The sequence below is a fragment of the Bradyrhizobium daqingense genome, assembly GCF_021044685.1.
Lineage (GTDB): Bacteria > Pseudomonadota > Alphaproteobacteria > Rhizobiales > Xanthobacteraceae > Bradyrhizobium > Bradyrhizobium daqingense.
Genome location: NZ_CP088014.1, coordinates 2,667,807 through 2,686,248, shown reverse-complemented (window position 1 = coordinate 2,686,248; position 18,442 = coordinate 2,667,807). Strand labels below are relative to the sequence as shown.

Sequence of the window (18,442 nt, the reverse complement as noted above, 5' to 3'; positions counted from 1 at the left end):
TGTTGTTCGGATTGCCGGATCAGGCCCGCGCCGATTGCCGCGCCTTGGCGCGGAACGGCACCTCGGCTCCCGGTCGCAGCACCACATAGGCGCGGCGCCAGGACGAATCGTCCGTCAGTTTCCAGCTGTGCCCCGATCCCGCAGTGTCCTCGGCGAGCAGGATGTTGCCGGGATGGATCAGGAAGTGATGTCCGTCGCGCGTCTGGAAATCGAGCGTTCCGCTCAGCGTGATCACCAATTGGCGGATCGGCGCGGTGTGCCAGGAAAACGCGCCGCCCGATTCGGTCTCCTGGAAGGACACGCTGGTCGCATCGATCTTGCCGGTGAGAAAATCGCCGCGCTGGCCGGGCGCGAGCTCGATGACGCCTTCCTCGAAATGTGAATTGCCGTCCTCTCCGGTCCATAGACGTACACAACGGATCATCGTTTCTCTCCTTTCAGCCGGCCTTTGCGCCGATTGCGTGTGGCGCCTCGATCTCGGCCACATAGGGTGTGACCATCTTGGTGGGATCCACGATGCGGTCGAACTCCGGCTCGGTCACGAAACCGAGCTTGAGCGCCGCCGACTTCAGCGTGAGATCTTGGTCCATGGCGAAATGCGCGATCCTCGACGCCTTGTCGTAGCCGATCACCGGAGCCAGCGCGGTCACGAGCATCAGCGACCGCTCGACATACTCCTTGATCTTCTTGCAATTCGGCTCCGTGCCTTCGACCAGGAACTTGCGGAAATTCGTACAGCCGTCGGTGAGGATGGTGACGGACTGCGCGATGTTGTGGATGATCAGCGGCTTGTAGACGTTCATCTCGAGATAACCGCAGGCACCGCCGAACCCGACGGCAACGTCGTTCGCCATCACCTGCACGGCGATCATCGTCAGCGCTTCGGCCTGCGTTGGATTGACCTTACCCGGCATGATCGACGAGCCGGGCTCGTTCTCCGGTATCAGCAGCTCGGCAAAACCCGCACGCGGACCGCAGGACATCAGGCGGATGTCGTTGGCGATCTTGTAGAGCGATCCGGCGAGTGTACGAAGCGTGCCGGAGAGTTGCACCAGCGCATCATGTGCGCCCTGCACGGCGAACTTGTTGGGCGCGCTGATGAATGGCAGCTCTGTCAGCCGCGCGATCTCGGCAGCAGCGGCTTCGGCGAAGCCCGGTGCCGAATTGATTCCGGTGCCGACCGCCGTACCGCCGAGCGCGAGGCGGAGTACGCCCTTGAGCGCGTCGTCGATGCGCGCCAGATCGTCAGCGAGCATGCCGGCATAACCGGACCATTCCTGTCCCAACGTCAGCGGCGTCGCATCCTGCATGTGGGTCCGGCCGATCTTCACGATATCACCCCACTGGCTCGACTTCACCGCGATCGCGTCATGCAACGCCGCGACGGCGGGCACGAGGCGCTGGGTCACGTTCATCGCGGCCGCGATGTACATCGCCGACGGAAAGCTGTCGTTCGACGATTGCGACATGTTGACGTGATCGTTCGGATGAACGGGACGCTTGCTCCCGAGCGGCGTGCCGGCAAGCTGGCAACAGCGGTTCGAGATCACCTCGTTCACGTTCATGTTGAATTGCGTGCCGCTGCCCGTCATCCAGACGTGAAGCGGAAACATGTCGTGATGCTGGCCGGCGAGAATCTCATCGCAGACGTGGACGATCAGCTTGTGGAGCTTGCCGTCGAGACGGCCGCCGGCGCAATTGGCATTCGCCGCCGCTTTCTTCAGGATCGCATAGGACTGGATCATTTCGCGCGGCATCAGATCCTTGCCGATGCTGAAATGTTCGAGCGAGCGCTGCGTCTGTGCGCCCCAGAGCCTGTCCGCCGGCACCTCGACTTCACCAAGGCTGTCTGTCTCTTTGCGGAGGTCGTTCATCCTTGCCTCTCGTTGCAATTGACGTTGAAATTGCCTTCCAGCTCTGCCCAAGAGCCTACGGACCGTGCCGTTCACCTGCTTCCGCGAACGAACGTCCTTTTGTCGAATGGCATGGTGAACGCTTCCAGCGTTCAGCGCTCGACCCCGCATTGCATGTCGATGTCCTAGACAGGAACGGTTCAGCTTCGGCGTGGCCGGCGGCACAGCCAGAGCACGCTCATCGACGATGTGATCGGCAGCACGAGGCTCCACGCGCCCATCCACTTCGCTGCGCAACAGCCGAGGGCCGCTCCCATCAAAAACATCAGACAGAGCAGAAACATGATCCACGTGCCGCGCGCGGCGTCACGATTGGACGTTGCAACGGACTGGTCGATGGCACGGAGCATGTCGCCCGTGACGGTGACGGTGAGAATTTGCCAGCGCTCGACCTGCCTGAAACTGGCCGACCGCAGCGCGACGCCGAAAGAGATCGCTGGGATGGTGGCCATCTCCGGGATTCGATGGAGCAGCAGCATCGCAACCGTAAGGCAGACGATCTCTCCGACGAGGCAGCGTAGCGGCGCCCGGATGCGAATCGCCAGCGAAGCGCCGAGCAGAAACGCGACGATCGGAAGGAGATGGTGGACCGCCTGCCGCCACTGTCCCGACATGGCGTCGATGCCGAGGAAGGCGACATTGCCGGTCTGCGAACTTGCAAATACGCCGCCGAGCGAGAGCCAGGTAAAGGCGTCGAGAAAGCCCCCCGACAGGGTCAGGAGGAAGGCGACGAGCAACGATCGCTCCGGCGCATCGACGCCAGTCTTCGTCTCGGCGGCGGGCGCTGGAGATACGGCGTGCATCGCCATGTCATCCAGCCGCAGGTTCAGGCGAAGGCGCGCTGTGCGGCCTCTTCGGGCAGCAGAACGCGACGCACATGCGTGAATACGCCGTATCCGTCATCGCGGGCGATCGCGAGCAGCGTGATGCCCGCCTCCTCCGCGGTCCGGATGGCGAGCGCGGTCGGAGCGGACACGGCCACGAGGACCGGCGCGCCGATCATCGCCGCCTTCTGTACCATCTCGACCGATACGCGGCTGGTCAGCAGCACGGCGCCATCGCCCGCCGATCGTCCCTCGCGGGCCATCGCACCGGCGAGCTTGTCGAGCGCATTGTGCCGGCCGACATCCTCCCGCACCAAGCCGATGCCGGAGCGGGGATGCCAGAAGGCGGCCGCATGGACGGAACGCGTCTGCCGGTTCAGGACCTGGAGCGGAGACAACGCCTGCATGGCGCCAAGCAAGTCCCGCGCGTGAAAGGCGACACTCGGGCCCGCGACTTGCGACGGTGCACGGCACGCCTGTTCGAGGCTCTCGATGCCGCACAGCCCGCATCCGACGGGCCCGCTGATGGCGCGGCGCCGCGCCGCCAGGGACGCCGCGCGGTCGCCATCGAGCCACATCCGGACCTCAACACCCAGATCGTTCGGAACCAGCTCGATGCTCCTGATCTCGCTCGCGCGTTCGACGATAGCTTCGGTGAGGCTGAAGCCGATACCGAAATCCTCGAGATCGCCCGGGGTGCCCATCATTACCGCATGGGTCGATCCGTTATAGGTGAGCGCAATCGCGGTCTCTTCCGCGACCAGGCGCGAGCTCGACCGCGTCTCACCGTTGCGCCAGGCGATCTCCCGATACCGCTTAGCAGTCGAACCCGCCATCATGGCTCACACCGTTGCGAAATAGCCTTGGTCGTGACGAACTGAAGCAGCAGACGCTCGAACTTTATGCCGGCATCTGGCCGAGGCTCCGAGACGCTGCTCATCCTCCACCCGTTTCCCGGCCGAACGGCATATCTTGCGCTTACGAACTCGGACCGATACGGCCGGTCTCGTACAGGAACCAGATGCGCCGCTCGGTCTCGTCGATCCAGTTTTCCAGGAGGCTTGCGGTGGCGACATCGCCGTATTCATCGCAGAGCTCGTGAACCCGGCGCATCTCCCGCGTCAGCTGTTGGTTGTCGCTGCGCAGCTCAGCAAGCATGTCCTGCGGATCGACATAGTCGGCGTCATTGTCGAGAATGCGTTGCTCGCGGGCGATGTGCCCGATTGAGCGCAGGGTGGTGCCGCCGATCTTGCGGGCGCGTTCAGCGATCTCGTCGGTCATCGCGAAGATCTGCTCGGCCTGCTCGTCGAGCATCAGGTGGTAGTCGCGGAAGTGGCGGCCGGAGACGTGCCAGTGGAAGTTCTTGGTCTTCAGGTAGAGAGCGAAGACGTCGGCGAGCAGCGCTCTCAACGCGGCTGGAACGTCCCGGTTCGCATTCGTGCCGAGATCGGTCGGTGTCTGAAGGTCGGCTTTGGTCATGGTCGGCATCCTTGCTTGGAGGTTGAAAAATTCTTAGTCGCGGCGAGGCCCGAGGGATCGTTCGCCGGCCGTGGTTCTGTCCCGTACGCGCACAAGCGATATCGTTGCGAACACGCCGTCGCGCCGAACCAACGCGTGAAACAGCCCCGCCGCCAGATGCAGCAGCACGAGAGCGAAGAATGCGAAGCCCAGATAGACATGGGCGTTCCAGAGCAGCGTGTGCCCGCGGTCGCTCTGCGGCAGCAGCGCAGGGATTTCGACGCCGCCATAGAGAACGACCGGGTAGGACGCTGCCCAGAGCATGCCGAGGCCGAGCAACGGCATGATGATCATGAACCCATACAGCAGAAGATGCGACGATCTTGCACCCAACTTCATGGCTCTCGGAAGATCGTCCGGCAATGATGGTGCGCCGTAATACAGCCGCAGCGCCAGCCTGATCAGAACGAGAGCCAGCAAGGTGACGCCGAGCGTCTTGTGGATGAGGATCAGCGGCAGATATTTTGGTGCAACGGTCGAGACCATCCCTGCACCAATGAAAAGCATGGCGAGGATGCAGACCGCCATCAGCCAGTGCAGGAGCCGCTGGGCCAGCGTGAAACGGTGAGGAACGTCAGTCATGGCTTTGCGGCTCCGGTGCGCGGATAGTTCTTGGCCTCGGCAGCACGCAAATCATAGGATTTGCGATAGACCGATGAGCGCGCGGCCGGGAACGGATCGTCGGACACCCGGATTCCCTCGGGCAGGACGGTCGGATCGAAGTTGATGTCGCGGCATGGTCCATCTCGCTCCGGTTCGATCCGTTGCACGATCAGCGTTCCGACCTCCACCTTGCGGCGGGTTTCCGGCCAGGCTTTGCTCGGGTCTGCAGTCGGATCACCGGGATCGGCGACGGTCGTGACCATGGTCCATCGCAGCGGACCGGTTGTCCGAACACGCTCCGCGATCTCCGGCTCGAGATAATCCGGGCCGCGCTTTTCGAGGTCGGCCTGCGAAATCGGAACGGGTCTTGCCGCCGGCAGAAGCGACCAACGCACGGCGTGATCGCCACCCTTCGCGTCCGTGAAAATGAAGCTATTGAGACCATGATAAGGTTCTTCCGCATAGCTGCCGGTCCATGGCGCCGTCTTGGCCCAAGCCGCAAAATGGCCGAACTCCGGATTTGCCTGAATGAACGCCTTCATCGCGTCCGGATCCTTCTTGCCGGACGCGATCAGCAGATCGTGGAAGGCCTGGGGCGTGGAGACAGCAAAGAACGGCGGATTGATCATCGCCATCCGCCAGACTTCGCCATTTGCCGTGATCTGAAGACCGAGGCCGCGCACCCGCACGGTCGCATCCACCGCGTTCGGATTGGGGGTGCCGAGATTGAAGCGGCCCAGAGCCGCGTATTGCCCCCTTGCGAAGACCCTTGCCCGGGAGAGCTCCACGCCGTTTCCATTGGCCTCGAATGTGCCGGTGAAGCAGATTCCCTTGGCGTGGTTTCGCCGGTATCCGAGCGGCGGTCCGCCCGGCGGCGTCAGCGCCTCAATCATCCGTTCCGGCGTTAGGCGACCAGGCGAGAGCCATCCTGCAGTGTACGCGAACGCAGCTGCCCCACCGCCCATGATCGTCGCAATCAATACGAGCGACCCGAGGCTAGACCGCGGTAGTTTGCCTGGTAGATTCATTCAGTCTCCTTGCGAGCCGCAAATCGCCCGGCGATCAGAGCGGCACGGCCGCATTGTCGAGTAACCAGAAGGTGTTCTAGCGGGCCGCTGGGGCTCCGATCTTCTTAAACTCAACGCCAATTTCGCGAAGGCACGCCTCGTTCTACTCGGCTCTTCCTGCTTGCGCGGGTGAACTGGCGGCCTGCGCCCTCGTTCGGGCGTTCTGGAAATATTTCGTGCTTTGTGAAAATTGCCTGTAACGCTCGAAAGACCGGTCGTGCGCCTCGCCCTAAGTCGGATGTTCTTCGCGCAACGGTCGCAACGCTCGTCTGACGACGGTCACGTCGCAGCGGCGCGGCCATCTTCGCGAAGGCTGGAATAGGATTGAGGATGCAATGAACAAAGTGATCGTCGTCACGGGAGCCGCAAACAACATCGGACGAAGCTGCTGCGAGGAACTGGCGCAGGCGGGGCACACAGTCTACGTCTCGATGCGGGAAGCGGGCAACCAAGGCGCACATGGCCTCGGCAAGGCCGGCGCAAGGGCCGCTGAGCTTCGTACCATCGAGTTCGATGTCTCCTCGGAAGCCTCCGTGGACGCGGCCATCGAAGCCATCATCGCCGAACACGATCGCCTCGACGTGATCGTACACAATGCGAGACAGGTGCTCTACGGGCCGACGGAAGCCTTTACGGCGGAGCAACTCGCCGAGCTCTTCGATATCAACGTGCTGAGCGCGCAGCGCCTCAATCGGGCGGCATTGCCGCAGTTGCGCAAACAGGGCCAGGGCCTGCTGATATGGGTCACGTCGAGCTGCGCACGCGGCGGATCAGTGCCCTTCCTCGGCGCCTATGCGTCGTCGAAAGCCGCCATGGATGCGCTCGCAATCGGTTATGCCGGCGAACTCGCGCGATGGGGGATCGAGACGAGCATCGTCGTCCCCAGCGCTCTCGGACCGGGCCACTACGTTCGCTCCGGCCGGCCGACGGACACCGTTCGCGCCGAGGAATACGCCGATGGACCGACCGCCGATGTGACCGAGACAGCGCTCGCAGGACTGGCGCAACCCTCCCCGAGGGACCGTGCTCCACAAGACGTCGCGAAAGCCATCGCCGACGTCGTGAACATGCCGTTCGGGCAGCGGCCGTTGAGGGTTCATATCGGGCCCGATGACGATGGCGCGGCGGCCGTCGACGCCGTCGCCGACCGCGCGCGCGCTGAATTGCTGCGCCGGGTCGGACTGGAGGACGTGCTCTCGCCGGCGATTATCGGCTAGAACCGTACGCCGTTGAGTGACATATCGCCGCATCAATGGCTGAAAGTGCGAAAGCTCCCGAGAAGAACGTGACATCCGCCGTATGGCCATTCTTTACCCCGATATGACCCCGATGTTAATTTCGAGCCTGCCACGACGTCCATAAGTCCTGGTGGGCTCCCAAGTTCTGGAATGCGAGTCGTTTGTCGGGTTGAAATTCCTAGAATGGCCTCCCGCTGGCAAAGCAAAAATGGCACGGCCACTGCCGGCTCCTCTGTCCAAGAGGAGGCTGCTCGGGAGACTTTCGTCTTCGGCCCCTTTCGCCTCGACGCCGAGCAGCGGCGAATCGCAAGGAATGGCGAGCAGGTTCAGCTGTCGGCTCGGGCCTTCGACATCCTGCTCACGCTGATCCGGCATGCAGGAACGGTCGTCAGCAAGAGCGATCTGATGGCCAGAGCGTGGCCCCACTCCAGTGTCGACGAGAACAGCCTGCGTGTTCACATCGCAGCGCTTCGCAAGGCGCTCGGAGACGGTCATGCCGGCGACCGCTATCTGAGCACCGTCTCCGGGCAGGGCTATTGCTTCGTCGGGTCGATCTCTAAGCCCGACGAGACACAGCCGGAGCCGTCCGGTCTTCCTTATGCCCACAACCTGCCGGCGCATCCCCGGCACATGGTGGGACGCGAGCAAACCATCCGAGAGATATCCGAACGATTGAGAGCTCAGCGTTTCGTCACCGTGGTCGGGCCAGGTGGCATCGGCAAGACGACGGCGGCCGTTTCGGTCGGCTACGCCCTGCTCGCCGAGTTTGCAGGTCAGGTCCACTTCGTCAGCCTGGGCGAGAATTGCGATGCTGTCCTCGTGCCTGCCGTCACCGCAGCTTCGTTCGGGTTGCCGGCCCGATCGAACGATCCCTCGGCAGGACTTGCAAGTCTCCTGCGCGGGAGGCACATGCTGCTCATTCTGGATTGCTGCGAGCATGTCATCGACGCGGCGGCTGCGCTGGCTGAGCAACTCTTCCAGGAGGCGCCAGAGTTGCACATCCTCGCCACCAGCCGGGAGCTGTTGCGCGTCGAGGGCGAACATGCCCACCGCCTTCTGCCACTGGCAAGTCCTCCGGAGAAGGCCAGTCTGACCGCTGCAAGCGCGCTCGCCTATCCCGCAATCGAACTCTTCGTCGAGCGTGCGACGTCCGGAGGGAGCGAGTTCGCGCTGACGGATGCGAACGCTTGGGATGTCGGCAACCTCTGTCGCCGGCTCGACGGCATTCCGCTTGCAATCGAGCTCACCGCCGGCCATGTCGGCGCATATGGCGCCGGCGCCATGGTCCGGCTCCTCGACGAGCACTTCAATCTGCTCTGGGAGGGGCGGCGGACCGCCCTGCCTCGTCACCGCACGCTGCGTGCAACCATCGAATGGAGCTACAATCTCCTTTCCGAAGCGGAGCGCGAGGTTCTCGACCGGCTGTCCGTGTTCGTCGGAAGCTTCAGCTTGGACGCCGCGCAGGCGATCGTCGCGACCGCAAAGGACGATGACGCCATCCTGGCCATCATCGACAGCCTCGTCGCCAAGTCGATGCTTGCGTCGAGTGTCGACCCGCAATTGACCCGTTATCGGCTCCTGGACGCCACCCGGGTCTACGGCCAGGAGAGGCTCGCCGCCCAAAACGACGCCGATGAGATGGCGCGGCGCCATGCCGCCTACTTTCTCGCGCTGCTCGAGAACACGGATGGCGCGGCGAGAGACGGCTTCCCGGCCGCAACCGATCAGTTCGGTAACGTACGAAGCGCTCTGGCATGGTGCTTCTCGGATCGGGGCGACCGTGGCATCGGGATAGCGCTCACGGCCGCAGCTATTCCCCTGTTCTTCAAACTGTCGCTCCTGACCGAATGCGAGCATTGGGCCGCGCGCGCCATCGAGGCCCTCGATGAAACCGCCGAAAGCGCGAGGCGCAGCCTTGCACTCTACGCCGCACTCGGAACGGCCCGGACACTCACCGGGCAATTCGACGATCTGGCCATGACCTGCCTCAACCGCGCGCTTGCGCTGGCAGAGAAGATCGGCGACCTCTCCGGGCAGGTCCGGCTGATCGATCGGCTACATCTGCTCCAACTGCTCACCGGGAAATTCCACGACGCCTTGAAGACGGCCAGAAGAGGCGAGAGCATCGCACTGGAGAGCGGCGATCCCGGGGCCCTTTCCCGCATGCACTTGGCGCTTGGCATCTCCTGTCACTATCTCGGCGAACTTGCCGCCTCCCGTGCGTACATCGAGGCCGCGATGTCGCGTTTCGGCGCGACGAAGGACGTCGGTGGCGAGCCGACGCTCGACTATCCCGGCCGCGCACCAATCACTTTGGGCCGTATTCTATGGCTCCAGGGATATCCCGACCGAGCCGTGGAAATCGCGCGAAAGGCTGTTTCCGACGCGCTCACCATGGACCACCCCACCATGCTTTGCCGGGCGCTGGTCTGGGCGTTCGACGTGTTCTATTGGAATGAGGAGCTGGAAAGTTACGAAGATTCCATCGACAGGCTTCTGGCCGAGAGCCGTACGCACAAGCTCGCCACGCTCGAGATCGTCGCGGAAGCCATGAAAGGAATTGCGCTGCTGACGCGCGGGACGACCGGTCCGGGTCTCGCGATGCTGAAGGGCTCGGTCGAGAAGCTACAGAACCGCCGTTTCGGTGCGGTCGCAGGGTTGAGCGTGCCGCTTGCTGCGGCCCTGGTAGCGGCAAATCAAGGCGGGGCCGCGCTGGACACGATCAACCAGGCCATTGCCCAGGCAGGGCGTTGCGGCTTCCTGATGGAGATGCCCGACATGCTGCGGGTGAAGGCGGAGGCGCTGATCCGCAAGGCCACGCCCGACATGTTGCAGGCGGAGCAGAACCTCGCGCAATCGCTCGAATTGGCGCGCCAACAAGGCGCGCTCGGTTACGAACTGCGCACGGCAACCATGCTTGCGCGGCTACGACAGCGCCAAGGCCGCTACCGAGACGCAGAAGAACTTCTTGCACCCGTGTATGGCCGTTTCACCGAGGGATTTGGCACGCGCAGTCTCAAGACAGCCTCGGATCTGCTCACTGAGCTGCGCTTCTCCCGATCGGACAGGCTTGCGGGCTCTTGGTGAGGACGCCCGAGCTACTGGGGCGCCAGCTGCGCCATCATTGTCCTCGCGCGGCGCAGATCGGCGATCTCGAAACCCTCGGTGAACTTGCCGTACACGGGCTCGAGAATATCCCGCGCGTCGGCCGGCCGGCTCTGGCTTATCCGCAATTGTGCCAGACTGATCGCCGTTCGCAGCTCCCAGAATAGCGCTCCCTGACCGCGCGCCATCTCCGACGCCTTGTCAAAGGCCTGCTCGGCAGCTGCCGCGGAAAAATGCGCGCCGGCGTGCAGCAGCAATTCGCCCTTGATGCGCAAGAGCTCCGCCACATACCAGCGTTCGTCACGTGCTTCGCATCGCGCCAGCGCCTCGTCGACGGTCGCAAGTCCTTGCGAAATCTCACCGGCTTCTCCGAGACATGCTGCTAGCTCCCCGACGAGAAGCAGGAAGCGTGGCAGAAATCGGGCCTCGCCCGCCAGGCCGAGCGCCTTGCGTAGCAAGGACAGGCCGGCCTCGAGGTCGCCACCGCGCGCCATCACCATGCCCCTAAAGGCGCGCGCCCAGACGCTCCACAGCCGGATCGGATGACGTTCGGTATGCTCGATCAGCATGGTGCAATAGCGCTCCGCCAGGACGAGATCACCGGCGAGAAAGGCGACCGGGCAAGCGCCCTGTCCGAGCACGCTGCAAAACGTCAGGGCATGACCATTCGTACGACCTTCCTCGACGTTGCGATCGACCACGCTCAGCGCCTGATCCGCGAAGCCGAGCAGCCAGAGGATGCGCGCCTGGAAGTAATGTGCCGAAGCGCGCGGATCGAACCGGAAACGGATGACCTGCGGCTTTGCCGTCAGATCGGAAAGACGGGCCAAGGCCCGGTCGATGTGACGGTGCGCCAGCCGCTGATCACCGAGATAATGCATCGTGGTGGCGAGGAGCCGTTCTGCCATCACCTGATCGACCGAATTGCCCGATCCGGCCACGACATCCGCAAAACGGCGCGCAAGACCGAGTGCCTTGCGAAACTCGCCATTGTTGAACTGATCGATACAAAGGCCCCAGAGCGAGCGCAGCAGATAATCATTGTCGCCGAGCTGCTCGGCGAGCCCAAGAGTTTCGACCCAGGCAGGACCCGCTTCCCGGGCCCTTCCAATGCCATACATCAGCGACCAGGCGCGCGCAGCCGACAATTGCATGCGCAGCTGCCGCGCATTCGCCGCGCTCTCGTCGAGATGAGCCAGCGCCAGCTCGGTTCGCTCGCGGCATTCTGCAAGCAGAGACAACTGCACCCATAGCGGGATCGCCGCCGCGGTCAGCGCCACTCCGATCTGCGCGTCCCCCTCGGACGAGAAGGCCCAATCGAGGCTCGATCGCACGCTGTCGATATGGCGACCATAAAGCTTGAGCCACTCCGCCTGCGGCTTGGCTTCGCTATCGGCTTCAGCTCGCGCAAGGAAGCCGCAATAATATCGAGCGAGACGGCGCGCCGCGCCGTCAAGCTCTCCGCAAGCGCGCAGCTTGTCCAATGCGTAGGCGCGCGTGGTATCCAGCAGCCGATACTGAGGGTGATCACCGCCGATGTCGGCAAGAACGAGCGACTTGGCCACCAGACCGGCCAGCCGACCCGTCAACTCGCCAATGCCCTCGCCGGCCACCACGATCGCCGCTTCGAGCGAAAACTCTCCGGCGAAGACGCCGAGCTGCCGCAGGATGCGCGCCTCCATCTCCGGCAGCAGGTCGTAGCTCCAGTCGAGCGTCGCGCGAAGGGTTTGCTGCCTGGGTAGCGCCGTCCGACGGCCGGTCGTCAGGAACTTGAACCTGTCGTCCAGAAGCACGGCAATCTTCGCTGGACTCAACATCACCGCGCGCGCCGCCGCGAACTCGATCGCGAGCGGAATTCCGTCGAGCCGCCGGCAAATGGAGGCAACGGCTCCGAGATTTTCCTCATCCGGCGCAAAGTTCGAACCGAGCGCCCTCGCCCTCGTCATGAACAATTCCACGGCGGTGTAAGCAGATGCGCCGCCGTATCCCAGTCGGGATTCGGGCGGCACGTCCAGAGGAGGAACGCGATAGACGTGCTCGCCGTCGATGCGCAGCGCTTCGCGACTGGTCGCAACGATAGTGGTCCCGGGAGAGCGGCTGACGATCGCGTCGGCCAGTTGAGCCACCGCATCGACGACATGCTCGCAATTGTCGAGAATGAGCAACAGCTGCCGCACGCCGATCGCACGTGCGACCGCCTCCGGCGAGATGTCCTCGCCTTCGAGCTTGATTCCGAGCACGCTGGCGACGGCCGAGCAAACCAGCTTGGGATCGGGCAGCGAGGCAAGCTCGACCAGCAGCCGATCCGCAGCAAAGCCGGGCGGCGCCGTTCTGGCGGCTTCCAATGCAAGCGCCGTCTTGCCGATGCCGCCAGGCCCGACGAGGGTCACGACCCGATAGGCCGAAAGAAGCTCCCATAGATGTGCGATGGCGGTGGCCCGGCCGATTAGATCGAACGATGCATTCGGAATGTTGGTCGAGCGCAATTGTTGGGATGCTGAAGATTGTAGCGGCGCATCCGTCTGGCGGATCTGCCATGACCCCAGCAGGCGATATCCGCGTCCGACGTCGGTTGCGAGCATGTCGCGGTCCGCGCCAAAGGCTCTTCGGATCGCGGCGATGTGCACCCGAAGTGCGCTCTCCTCGACAAAAACGCCCCGCCAGACACGCTCGGCCAAATCGTTCTTGGTGACCAGATCGCCTTCGGCCCGAACCAATTCCGCAAGAATCTCAAAGGCGCGCCCGCCCAGAGGAACGACCTCACCCTGCGCGCGCAATTCGCGCCTGGCAAGATCGATCTCCCATTCCGAGCAGGTGTAAACGGGACGTTGGCCCGACTCAGCCATCATTGGCACGGCCCCGAATGGTTCATTGGACTTGCGTGCAGTCTATCACCATCCTTCCAGGAGACACAGTTTGCCAGCCGGAAGAGCGCCTGCCCCGGGTTCCTCTCGTACGCCTCACCCTTCAGCAGCCGCGGCAGATCGCTCCTTCCAGCATTTTCTCGAGGCGGGCGTCGTCCTTGTCGATGGTCGCGTCCGTGCCGAGCAGAGGCCGCTTCATCGCATGATCGCTCCCCTCCGACGAGGGAAGTGCAGTGCCGAGCGAGTTCGTCCCAGGCGTCGCGGCACTCGTACCGAGCGCGCCGCCGCGTGCCATCGACATATGCGATCCCATGCCGCCGCGGGCAGATGCTGCTCCCGACAGTCCGAGACAAGCTACGACGCAGAGGAAGGAGAGCAATCTCATGGCTTACACTCCGCATGTTGTATGACCTGCACTCTCAAGTGGGCGTTGCGATTGATTCGACCATGCACGATCGTGCGAACGATCATGACAAAAGTGACAGGATTCGATGTCGAGAACGCACCACCACTTCTCGGTAATCCGCGTGCATTCCTGTTTTCCCTGCTCGCCTTCTCGCAAGAGTGATGCGTTTCGGGCAGGGTTTTCCAGCCGGATTGCCTATATGACTCGGCAAAGACAATTTCGGAAACGTCACCGGCCGAGCAGCCATCATCGCCAAGCGACTCTCCGCATCTCACGAGCAATGGAGAATCGCCATGAACGTATTCAAGACCATGATCGCCGTCGCGCTGATCTCGACGGCAACGATATCCTCGGCCTCCGCGGCCTGGTCATTCGCCGACCAGGAGCCCGCCGCATTTGCATCAATGTATCCGGATCGCGACGTGCTCAACGGCGGCGCGCTGACGCCGGCAGGACGAATGGGCCTGGAGCGGCCCGGCGGCGCCGCGCCGGTGTTCGGAGCAGCGCACCCTTACGTCCGGCACTGGCATCGATGAGCGAGCGAAGAGCGGGCGGCCTGCGCACGCAGGTGATAACGCCCGCCCGAGAACGTGCACGGAGTGCGTCCGCGCCAAGCGGCGCACCCCACCGGTCTCGCACCTTGGCGACCGCGCAGAAACGACTGTTGACCGAGCCACCACCACGACTTCGTGCAAAGGCGAAAATGATCGTTCGATTGATACTGCTGATCCCGCACGCGCACGCACATGTCTGACGAGCGAGCCGAGGCGTTCCCGGCGTCGCTTTATCAAGGAGACATGAAATGACCACTCTGAAGCTCTTGTCGGCCGGACTGGCCGTTGCGGCCCTGATTGCATCCCCCGCGATGGCTCGCGAAGGCAGCGAAAACACACGTCGCGCGAATGTCGATTCCTATGCATCGGTCCAGCGCGTGCCGGTCACGTCAAAGCGCAGCTGCGTTCACGCCCCCGACGTTGGTGCGTACGCGACCGCTCCCTGGCGCCGGCCTCCGTGCGAGCCGACCTCCGGTTACTGAGCCAGTCGACCGGACGAACACTTGGCTGCAAGTCAAGCGACAGCGCTGAGACGAGGGTTCTCCTCTCAGCGCTTCGCGGATTCGATGTCGCCGGAAAGAAGGATGCGCGCCGTCATGCAGTGAGATTCTTCCAGTCGGCCCGAGAGCGCCGCGGCAATCGATCGTCGGCAACTCATCTCGCCAGTGGCTAGCCGAGGACATCTGCGCCGTCGATGGCGGTCCCGAGGACGGCGAAGGTCTTCTTGACAGGTCGACTGCCTGCCCTGTAGGAGACCGAGGCATAGTCATGCTTTCAAAATATTGCCAAGAGACGGTGTTTTTCGGAAAACCATGACTGTCTTGGCATCACGACGGTGAATCTGATCCGCGGATCCCTATGTCGTATTCGGCGGCCAATCGAACCTACGCTTTCGGAAACTGGCTTATCGATTGCCAGCGCAGGGAGCTGAGACACGACACCGTCGTGGTGCCGATCGGCAGCCGCGCGTTCGAGCTTCTCGAAAAGCTGGCGGATTCGGCCGGTCTCTTGGTGACCAAGGATGAATTGATCGGAAGCGTCTGGTCGGGCCAGATCGTCGAGGACAACACGCTCCAGGTCCATATCTTCGCGGTCCGCAAGGCGCTCGGCAGGGATCGCGATCTCCTCAAGACGGTTTCGGGCCGAGGATATACTCTCGCCGGAAGCTGGCGAAGCGGACGCCCGGATCACTCCGCAGCCGCAACGATATCCGCTCCGGCCGCCTCGTCTTTTTCGAGCAACCTGCCGAATGCGCGCGCACCTCTGATCGGTCGCGAGGATTCTCTGAGCGAGTTGATCGATATCCTCTCCGCCTACCGCGCCGTGACTCTCGTCGGCCCTGGAGGCATCGGAAAGACCAAGCTCGCCATCGAACTTGCGCGGCGCGTCGCATCGTCGTTCGACGATTCCGTCGCGCTGGTCGAGCTCGCGACCTTGCAGGATCCCGCGCTCGCGATCTCTGCAACGGCCCGGACCCTGAAGCTCGCTCTGAGCGACAAGTGCGTTTCGCCCGCGAGCATCGCCCAGGCCATCGGCTCGCGACGCCTGCTGCTCGTGCTCGACAATTGCGAGCATGTCATCGACGTGGCCGCGCAGATCGCCAGCGCCGTGCTGCGCTATTGTCCGAATGTTACCGTCCTTGCAACCAGCCGGGAAGGACTGCGTATCGACGGCGAATATGTTGCAGCCATACCGCCGCTGTCGGTTCCCGGACCGGACGTCCTGGATCCCGATTTGGTTCTTCGGGAAAGCGCGGTGCAGCTCTTCGTCACTCGGACGCGGGCATTGCGGGCAAGCTTCGTTCCCGACGCCAGCGATCTGCTGAAAATCGCCGCCGTCTGTCGGCGGCTCGACGGAATTCCGCTCGCGCTTGAGTTCGCCGCGGCCCGGGTCGCGAACCTCGGGGTGGATACCGTGTTGAGCCGCCTGGACCGGCGCTTCGAGCTCCTGAACAGCGGTCGTCGCGACCAGCTGCCGCGGCACCAGACCCTGCGAGCGACGCTGGACTGGAGCTACGATCTGTTGTTGCCCGAGGAGCAGAGGCTGCTTTGCCGGCTCGCTGTGCTTCCGGCCGGCTTCACGCTGGACGCGGCCATTGCCATGATGGACGATGACCTGTCACGGTCGGACGTCATCGAGACGTTGTTCAACCTCGTCGGCAAATCTCTGGTCTCGCTTGATCCATCGTTCGAGGGGCGATGGCGCCTGCTCGAGACCACGCGCGCTTATGCCTTGGAGAAGCTGGCGGAAGCAGGATTCCTAGCGCAAGTTTCGCGACGGCATGCGGGTTTCCTGAGGCAGCTCGTTGCGCCGCTCGGGGGCACCTCCCCAACCGCTGACGATGTGTCCCGCCTGGCCCAGGAGATCGAGAACGTGCATGCCGCGCTCGACTGGGCCTTCGCACCTGATGGCGATACCACGCTCGGAGTCGAGCTGACAGCCGGCTTCGTTCCGGTGTGGATGCATCTGCTGTCCTTCGTCGAGTGCTCGAGCCGGATCGAGCACGCCCTCGTCCATCTCGGCCCTGGGGTGACCTGCAATCCGAGGCTCAAGGCACAGCTCCACGTCGCATTGGGATTCGCGCTTCTCAACACGACCGGCTCTGCCGACCGCATGAAGGCGGCCCTCAATATTGGTCTCGTGCTCGCCGAAGAGCTGTCCGACCTTGAGCTTTCAGCTCAAGGCCGTGTGGACGCTGTGGAGCTACAATCTCAACTCGGGCCAGTATGACTCCGCCAAAGCGGTCGGCGAGCGATACCTCGAGATCGCGCTGCGCACAGGAAATCCCGCCAACGAGACCGTAGGTCGCCGCCTGATCGGCGCCGCCACCCATTTTTGCGGCGCGCAGGAGGATGCAAGGCGGGAGCTCACCCTGTCCCTAGATCACGAGGCCCATGGACTGAAGGACGGCCCGAACCAGATGTGGTTCCTGCTCAACCAGAGCGTTCTGGCCAAGGCCATGTTGGCCCGCGTCCTGCTGCTACAGGGAAAGGTCGCGCAGAGCAGAGCTCTTGCGGCCGAATGTCTAGAGGACGCGGAGCGGGAGAAAGACAAACTCGCGATCGCCTACGCATTGCGAAACGCCGTCTGCCCGATCGCTCTCATGACGCATGATCTCGCCGCTGCCGATCAGGCGATCTCGTCCCTCCTTGAACTCGTGACCCGCGAGGGAATAGCTTTCTGGAACAGCTGGACGTCGTGCCTGAAGGGGCAGCTGCTCGTCCTGCAAGGTCAGTACGACGATGGGATATCGTTGCTGCGAAGCGGACTGAAGGCGCGGGCCGAGAACGGATGGTTGATGCGCAATCCAGAATTTCTCGGATCGCTCGCCGAAGGCCTGCTCGCGAGTGGCGAAGCTGTGCAGGCGCTGGCTGTCGTTGAAGATGCCTTGAACATCGCCCGACAAGGCCGGCAATTGTGGTGCCTTGCGGATCTGCTGCGGATCAAGGGCGAAGTCCTGCTGGCTGATGCTCCGCTCGATCTTTCCCGGTCGGACCTGCTGTTCGCCGAAGGGCTCTCCGTTGCCAGAGAGCAACGGTGCCGCTTTTACGAGTTGAAGATCGCGGCCGCCTGGGCAAGGATCATGGCGGGATCGGATCGTCAGCAGACCGCGCTCGACCTCGTCGGCCCGATCAGCGCGCAATTCGATCGAGATGTCGATCTCCCCGCGCTCGCATTCGCGCGGGGCCTCGTTGCAAGCCCGGCGACGACACGTGGCGGCGACCGGCCTGCCTCCGGCACCTGCCACTAGCCCAAGCCTTCCTCTCCTAATCCAAGGACCATGCTTGATGATCTCTCGACGCTGGGCGGTGCTGGCGCGGCGGTGCTTTCGCCCGCCGTCATCCGCGCGCAGGGCATCAGAACCAATCAGGATCGGCGAGATCAACTCCTATAGCAGCGCGCCCGCGTTCGCCCTGCCCTATCGCCGCGGCTGGCAGCTGGCGGTCGAACAGCTGAATGCGCGCGGCGGCTGCGCCCGGCCATTTGAGGCACAGACCTCTCAGCATCCCGGCGGCAGGATCGGCGATACGCCCGGCGTCGGCGCTGCACCTGTCGCATTGGCCGGCAACACAGTCGCGGGCGAGGCCAGGTTCATCGAGACCCCTTCCATGCAGGCAGAGCTGTTAGGGCTGGGCACGACGGCGCTTGGATCAATGCCGGTGCCGCCGGCACCGCTGACGTCCGCCGTAATCGTTCCCGGTGTCGGGCTGGTCGGCACCTGCGGGATCGAGAGCGGCAGCGACGAAGCAGCGGTCACCAGTCCCCCCGGCGTTGAGCTGCATGCAACTGTCGCCCCCGTTCCTGCCGGCGAGGCTGCGGGAATGGTTCCGATCGGGCTTCCGGCCTGAG

15 protein-coding genes and 1 pseudogene are annotated in these 18,442 nt (G+C 63.5%); 7 read left to right on the top strand and 9 right to left on the bottom strand.

Going from position 1 to position 18,442, the window contains the following annotated elements:
- Positions 1–19: 19 nt before the first annotated feature.
- From LPJ38_RS12850 to LPJ38_RS12820, 7 genes are all read right to left on the bottom strand, one after another.
- Positions 20–424, bottom strand: a complete 405-nt coding sequence (locus tag LPJ38_RS12850) for a cupin domain-containing protein (protein ID WP_145641619.1) — start codon at positions 422–424, stop codon at positions 20–22.
- Positions 425–437: 13 nt separating this feature from the next.
- Positions 438–1,874: a class II fumarate hydratase gene (gene fumC, locus LPJ38_RS12845; RefSeq protein ID WP_145641621.1), complete on the bottom strand. Its 1,437-nt coding sequence runs from the start codon at positions 1,872–1,874 to the stop codon at positions 438–440.
- Between the two features lie 179 nt (positions 1,875–2,053).
- On the bottom strand, positions 2,054–2,716 hold the full coding sequence (locus LPJ38_RS12840) for a YoaK family protein (protein ID WP_231088625.1): 663 nt from the start codon (positions 2,714–2,716) through the stop codon (positions 2,054–2,056).
- Between the two features lie 23 nt (positions 2,717–2,739).
- The gene (gene fdhD / locus LPJ38_RS12835; protein WP_145641626.1) at positions 2,740–3,576 is read right to left on the bottom strand and encodes a formate dehydrogenase accessory sulfurtransferase FdhD; all 837 of its coding nucleotides are present in this window, start codon (positions 3,574–3,576) and stop codon (positions 2,740–2,742) included.
- A gap of 139 nt (positions 3,577–3,715) precedes the next feature.
- Positions 3,716–4,216, bottom strand: a complete 501-nt coding sequence (locus tag LPJ38_RS12830) for a Dps family protein (protein WP_167520749.1) — start codon at positions 4,214–4,216, stop codon at positions 3,716–3,718.
- A 33-nt stretch (positions 4,217–4,249) separates the two neighbouring features.
- The gene (locus LPJ38_RS12825) at positions 4,250–4,837 is read right to left on the bottom strand and encodes a cytochrome b (protein ID WP_145641630.1); all 588 of its coding nucleotides are present in this window, start codon (positions 4,835–4,837) and stop codon (positions 4,250–4,252) included.
- Positions 4,834–5,886 (bottom strand): catalase family peroxidase, encoded by a 1,053-nt coding sequence (locus LPJ38_RS12820; protein ID WP_145641633.1) that lies wholly within the window; start codon positions 5,884–5,886, stop codon positions 4,834–4,836. The genes LPJ38_RS12825 and LPJ38_RS12820 overlap by 4 nt, the downstream gene beginning before the upstream one ends.
- Before the next feature lie 374 nt (positions 5,887–6,260).
- Here LPJ38_RS12820 and LPJ38_RS12815 point away from each other — a divergent pair, with 374 nt between their 5' ends.
- Both LPJ38_RS12815 and LPJ38_RS12810 read left to right on the top strand, forming a co-directional pair.
- Positions 6,261–7,142 (top strand): SDR family NAD(P)-dependent oxidoreductase, encoded by an 882-nt coding sequence (locus LPJ38_RS12815; RefSeq protein WP_145641635.1) that lies wholly within the window; start codon positions 6,261–6,263, stop codon positions 7,140–7,142.
- 204 nt (positions 7,143–7,346) lie between these two features.
- Positions 7,347–10,250 carry an ATP-binding protein gene (locus tag LPJ38_RS12810; RefSeq protein WP_145641637.1) on the top strand — a complete coding sequence of 968 codons (2,904 nt, stop codon included), beginning with the start codon at positions 7,347–7,349 and terminating at the stop codon, positions 10,248–10,250.
- Between the two features lie 11 nt (positions 10,251–10,261).
- Here the strand turns inward: LPJ38_RS12810 and LPJ38_RS12805 are convergent, their stop codons facing one another.
- Positions 10,262–13,117 (bottom strand): ATP-binding protein, encoded by a 2,856-nt coding sequence (locus LPJ38_RS12805; RefSeq protein WP_145641638.1) that lies wholly within the window; start codon positions 13,115–13,117, stop codon positions 10,262–10,264.
- A gap of 118 nt (positions 13,118–13,235) precedes the next feature.
- Positions 13,236–13,517 carry a hypothetical protein gene (locus LPJ38_RS12800; RefSeq protein WP_145641641.1) on the bottom strand — a complete coding sequence of 94 codons (282 nt, stop codon included), beginning with the start codon at positions 13,515–13,517 and terminating at the stop codon, positions 13,236–13,238.
- 314 nt (positions 13,518–13,831) lie between these two features.
- Between LPJ38_RS12800 and LPJ38_RS12795 the strand changes: the two genes are divergently transcribed.
- From LPJ38_RS12795 to LPJ38_RS12775, 5 genes and pseudogenes are all read left to right on the top strand, one after another.
- Positions 13,832–14,074, top strand: a complete 243-nt coding sequence (locus LPJ38_RS12795; protein ID WP_145641643.1) for a hypothetical protein — start codon at positions 13,832–13,834, stop codon at positions 14,072–14,074.
- An 876-nt stretch (positions 14,075–14,950) separates the two neighbouring features.
- A pseudogene (locus tag LPJ38_RS12790) lies at positions 14,951–15,190 on the top strand (winged helix-turn-helix domain-containing protein); the annotation flags it as partial.
- Between the two features lie 195 nt (positions 15,191–15,385).
- Positions 15,386–16,822 carry an ATP-binding protein gene (locus tag LPJ38_RS12785; RefSeq protein WP_231088722.1) on the top strand — a complete coding sequence of 479 codons (1,437 nt, stop codon included), beginning with the start codon at positions 15,386–15,388 and terminating at the stop codon, positions 16,820–16,822.
- 190 nt (positions 16,823–17,012) lie between these two features.
- On the top strand, positions 17,013–17,843 hold the full coding sequence (locus tag LPJ38_RS12780; protein WP_231088624.1) for a hypothetical protein: 831 nt from the start codon (positions 17,013–17,015) through the stop codon (positions 17,841–17,843).
- Positions 17,844–17,880: 37 nt separating this feature from the next.
- On the top strand, positions 17,881–18,441 hold the full coding sequence (locus LPJ38_RS12775) for a hypothetical protein (RefSeq protein WP_231088623.1): 561 nt from the start codon (positions 17,881–17,883) through the stop codon (positions 18,439–18,441).
- Position 18,442: the final 1 nt, after the last annotated feature.

Coding starts and splice junctions, on each gene's coding strand:
- LPJ38_RS12850 (WP_145641619.1), bottom strand. CDS start 424: ATGATCCGTTGTGTACGTCTATGGACCGGAGAGGACGGCAATTCACAT.
- fumC (WP_145641621.1), bottom strand. CDS start 1,874: ATGAACGACCTCCGCAAAGAGACAGACAGCCTTGGTGAAGTCGAGGTG.
- LPJ38_RS12840 (WP_231088625.1), bottom strand. CDS start 2,716: ATGCACGCCGTATCTCCAGCGCCCGCCGCCGAGACGAAGACTGGCGTC.
- fdhD (WP_145641626.1), bottom strand. CDS start 3,576: ATGATGGCGGGTTCGACTGCTAAGCGGTATCGGGAGATCGCCTGGCGC.
- LPJ38_RS12830 (WP_167520749.1), bottom strand. CDS start 4,216: ATGACCAAAGCCGACCTTCAGACACCGACCGATCTCGGCACGAATGCG.
- LPJ38_RS12825 (WP_145641630.1), bottom strand. CDS start 4,837: ATGACTGACGTTCCTCACCGTTTCACGCTGGCCCAGCGGCTCCTGCAC.
- LPJ38_RS12820 (WP_145641633.1), bottom strand. CDS start 5,886: ATGAATCTACCAGGCAAACTACCGCGGTCTAGCCTCGGGTCGCTCGTA.
- LPJ38_RS12815 (WP_145641635.1), top strand. CDS start 6,261: ATGAACAAAGTGATCGTCGTCACGGGAGCCGCAAACAACATCGGACGA.
- LPJ38_RS12810 (WP_145641637.1), top strand. CDS start 7,347: ATGGCCTCCCGCTGGCAAAGCAAAAATGGCACGGCCACTGCCGGCTCC.
- LPJ38_RS12805 (WP_145641638.1), bottom strand. CDS start 13,117: ATGATGGCTGAGTCGGGCCAACGTCCCGTTTACACCTGCTCGGAATGG.
- LPJ38_RS12800 (WP_145641641.1), bottom strand. CDS start 13,517: ATGAGATTGCTCTCCTTCCTCTGCGTCGTAGCTTGTCTCGGACTGTCG.
- LPJ38_RS12795 (WP_145641643.1), top strand. CDS start 13,832: ATGAACGTATTCAAGACCATGATCGCCGTCGCGCTGATCTCGACGGCA.
- LPJ38_RS12780 (WP_231088624.1), top strand. CDS start 17,013: ATGTGGTTCCTGCTCAACCAGAGCGTTCTGGCCAAGGCCATGTTGGCC.
- LPJ38_RS12775 (WP_231088623.1), top strand. CDS start 17,881: ATGATCTCTCGACGCTGGGCGGTGCTGGCGCGGCGGTGCTTTCGCCCG.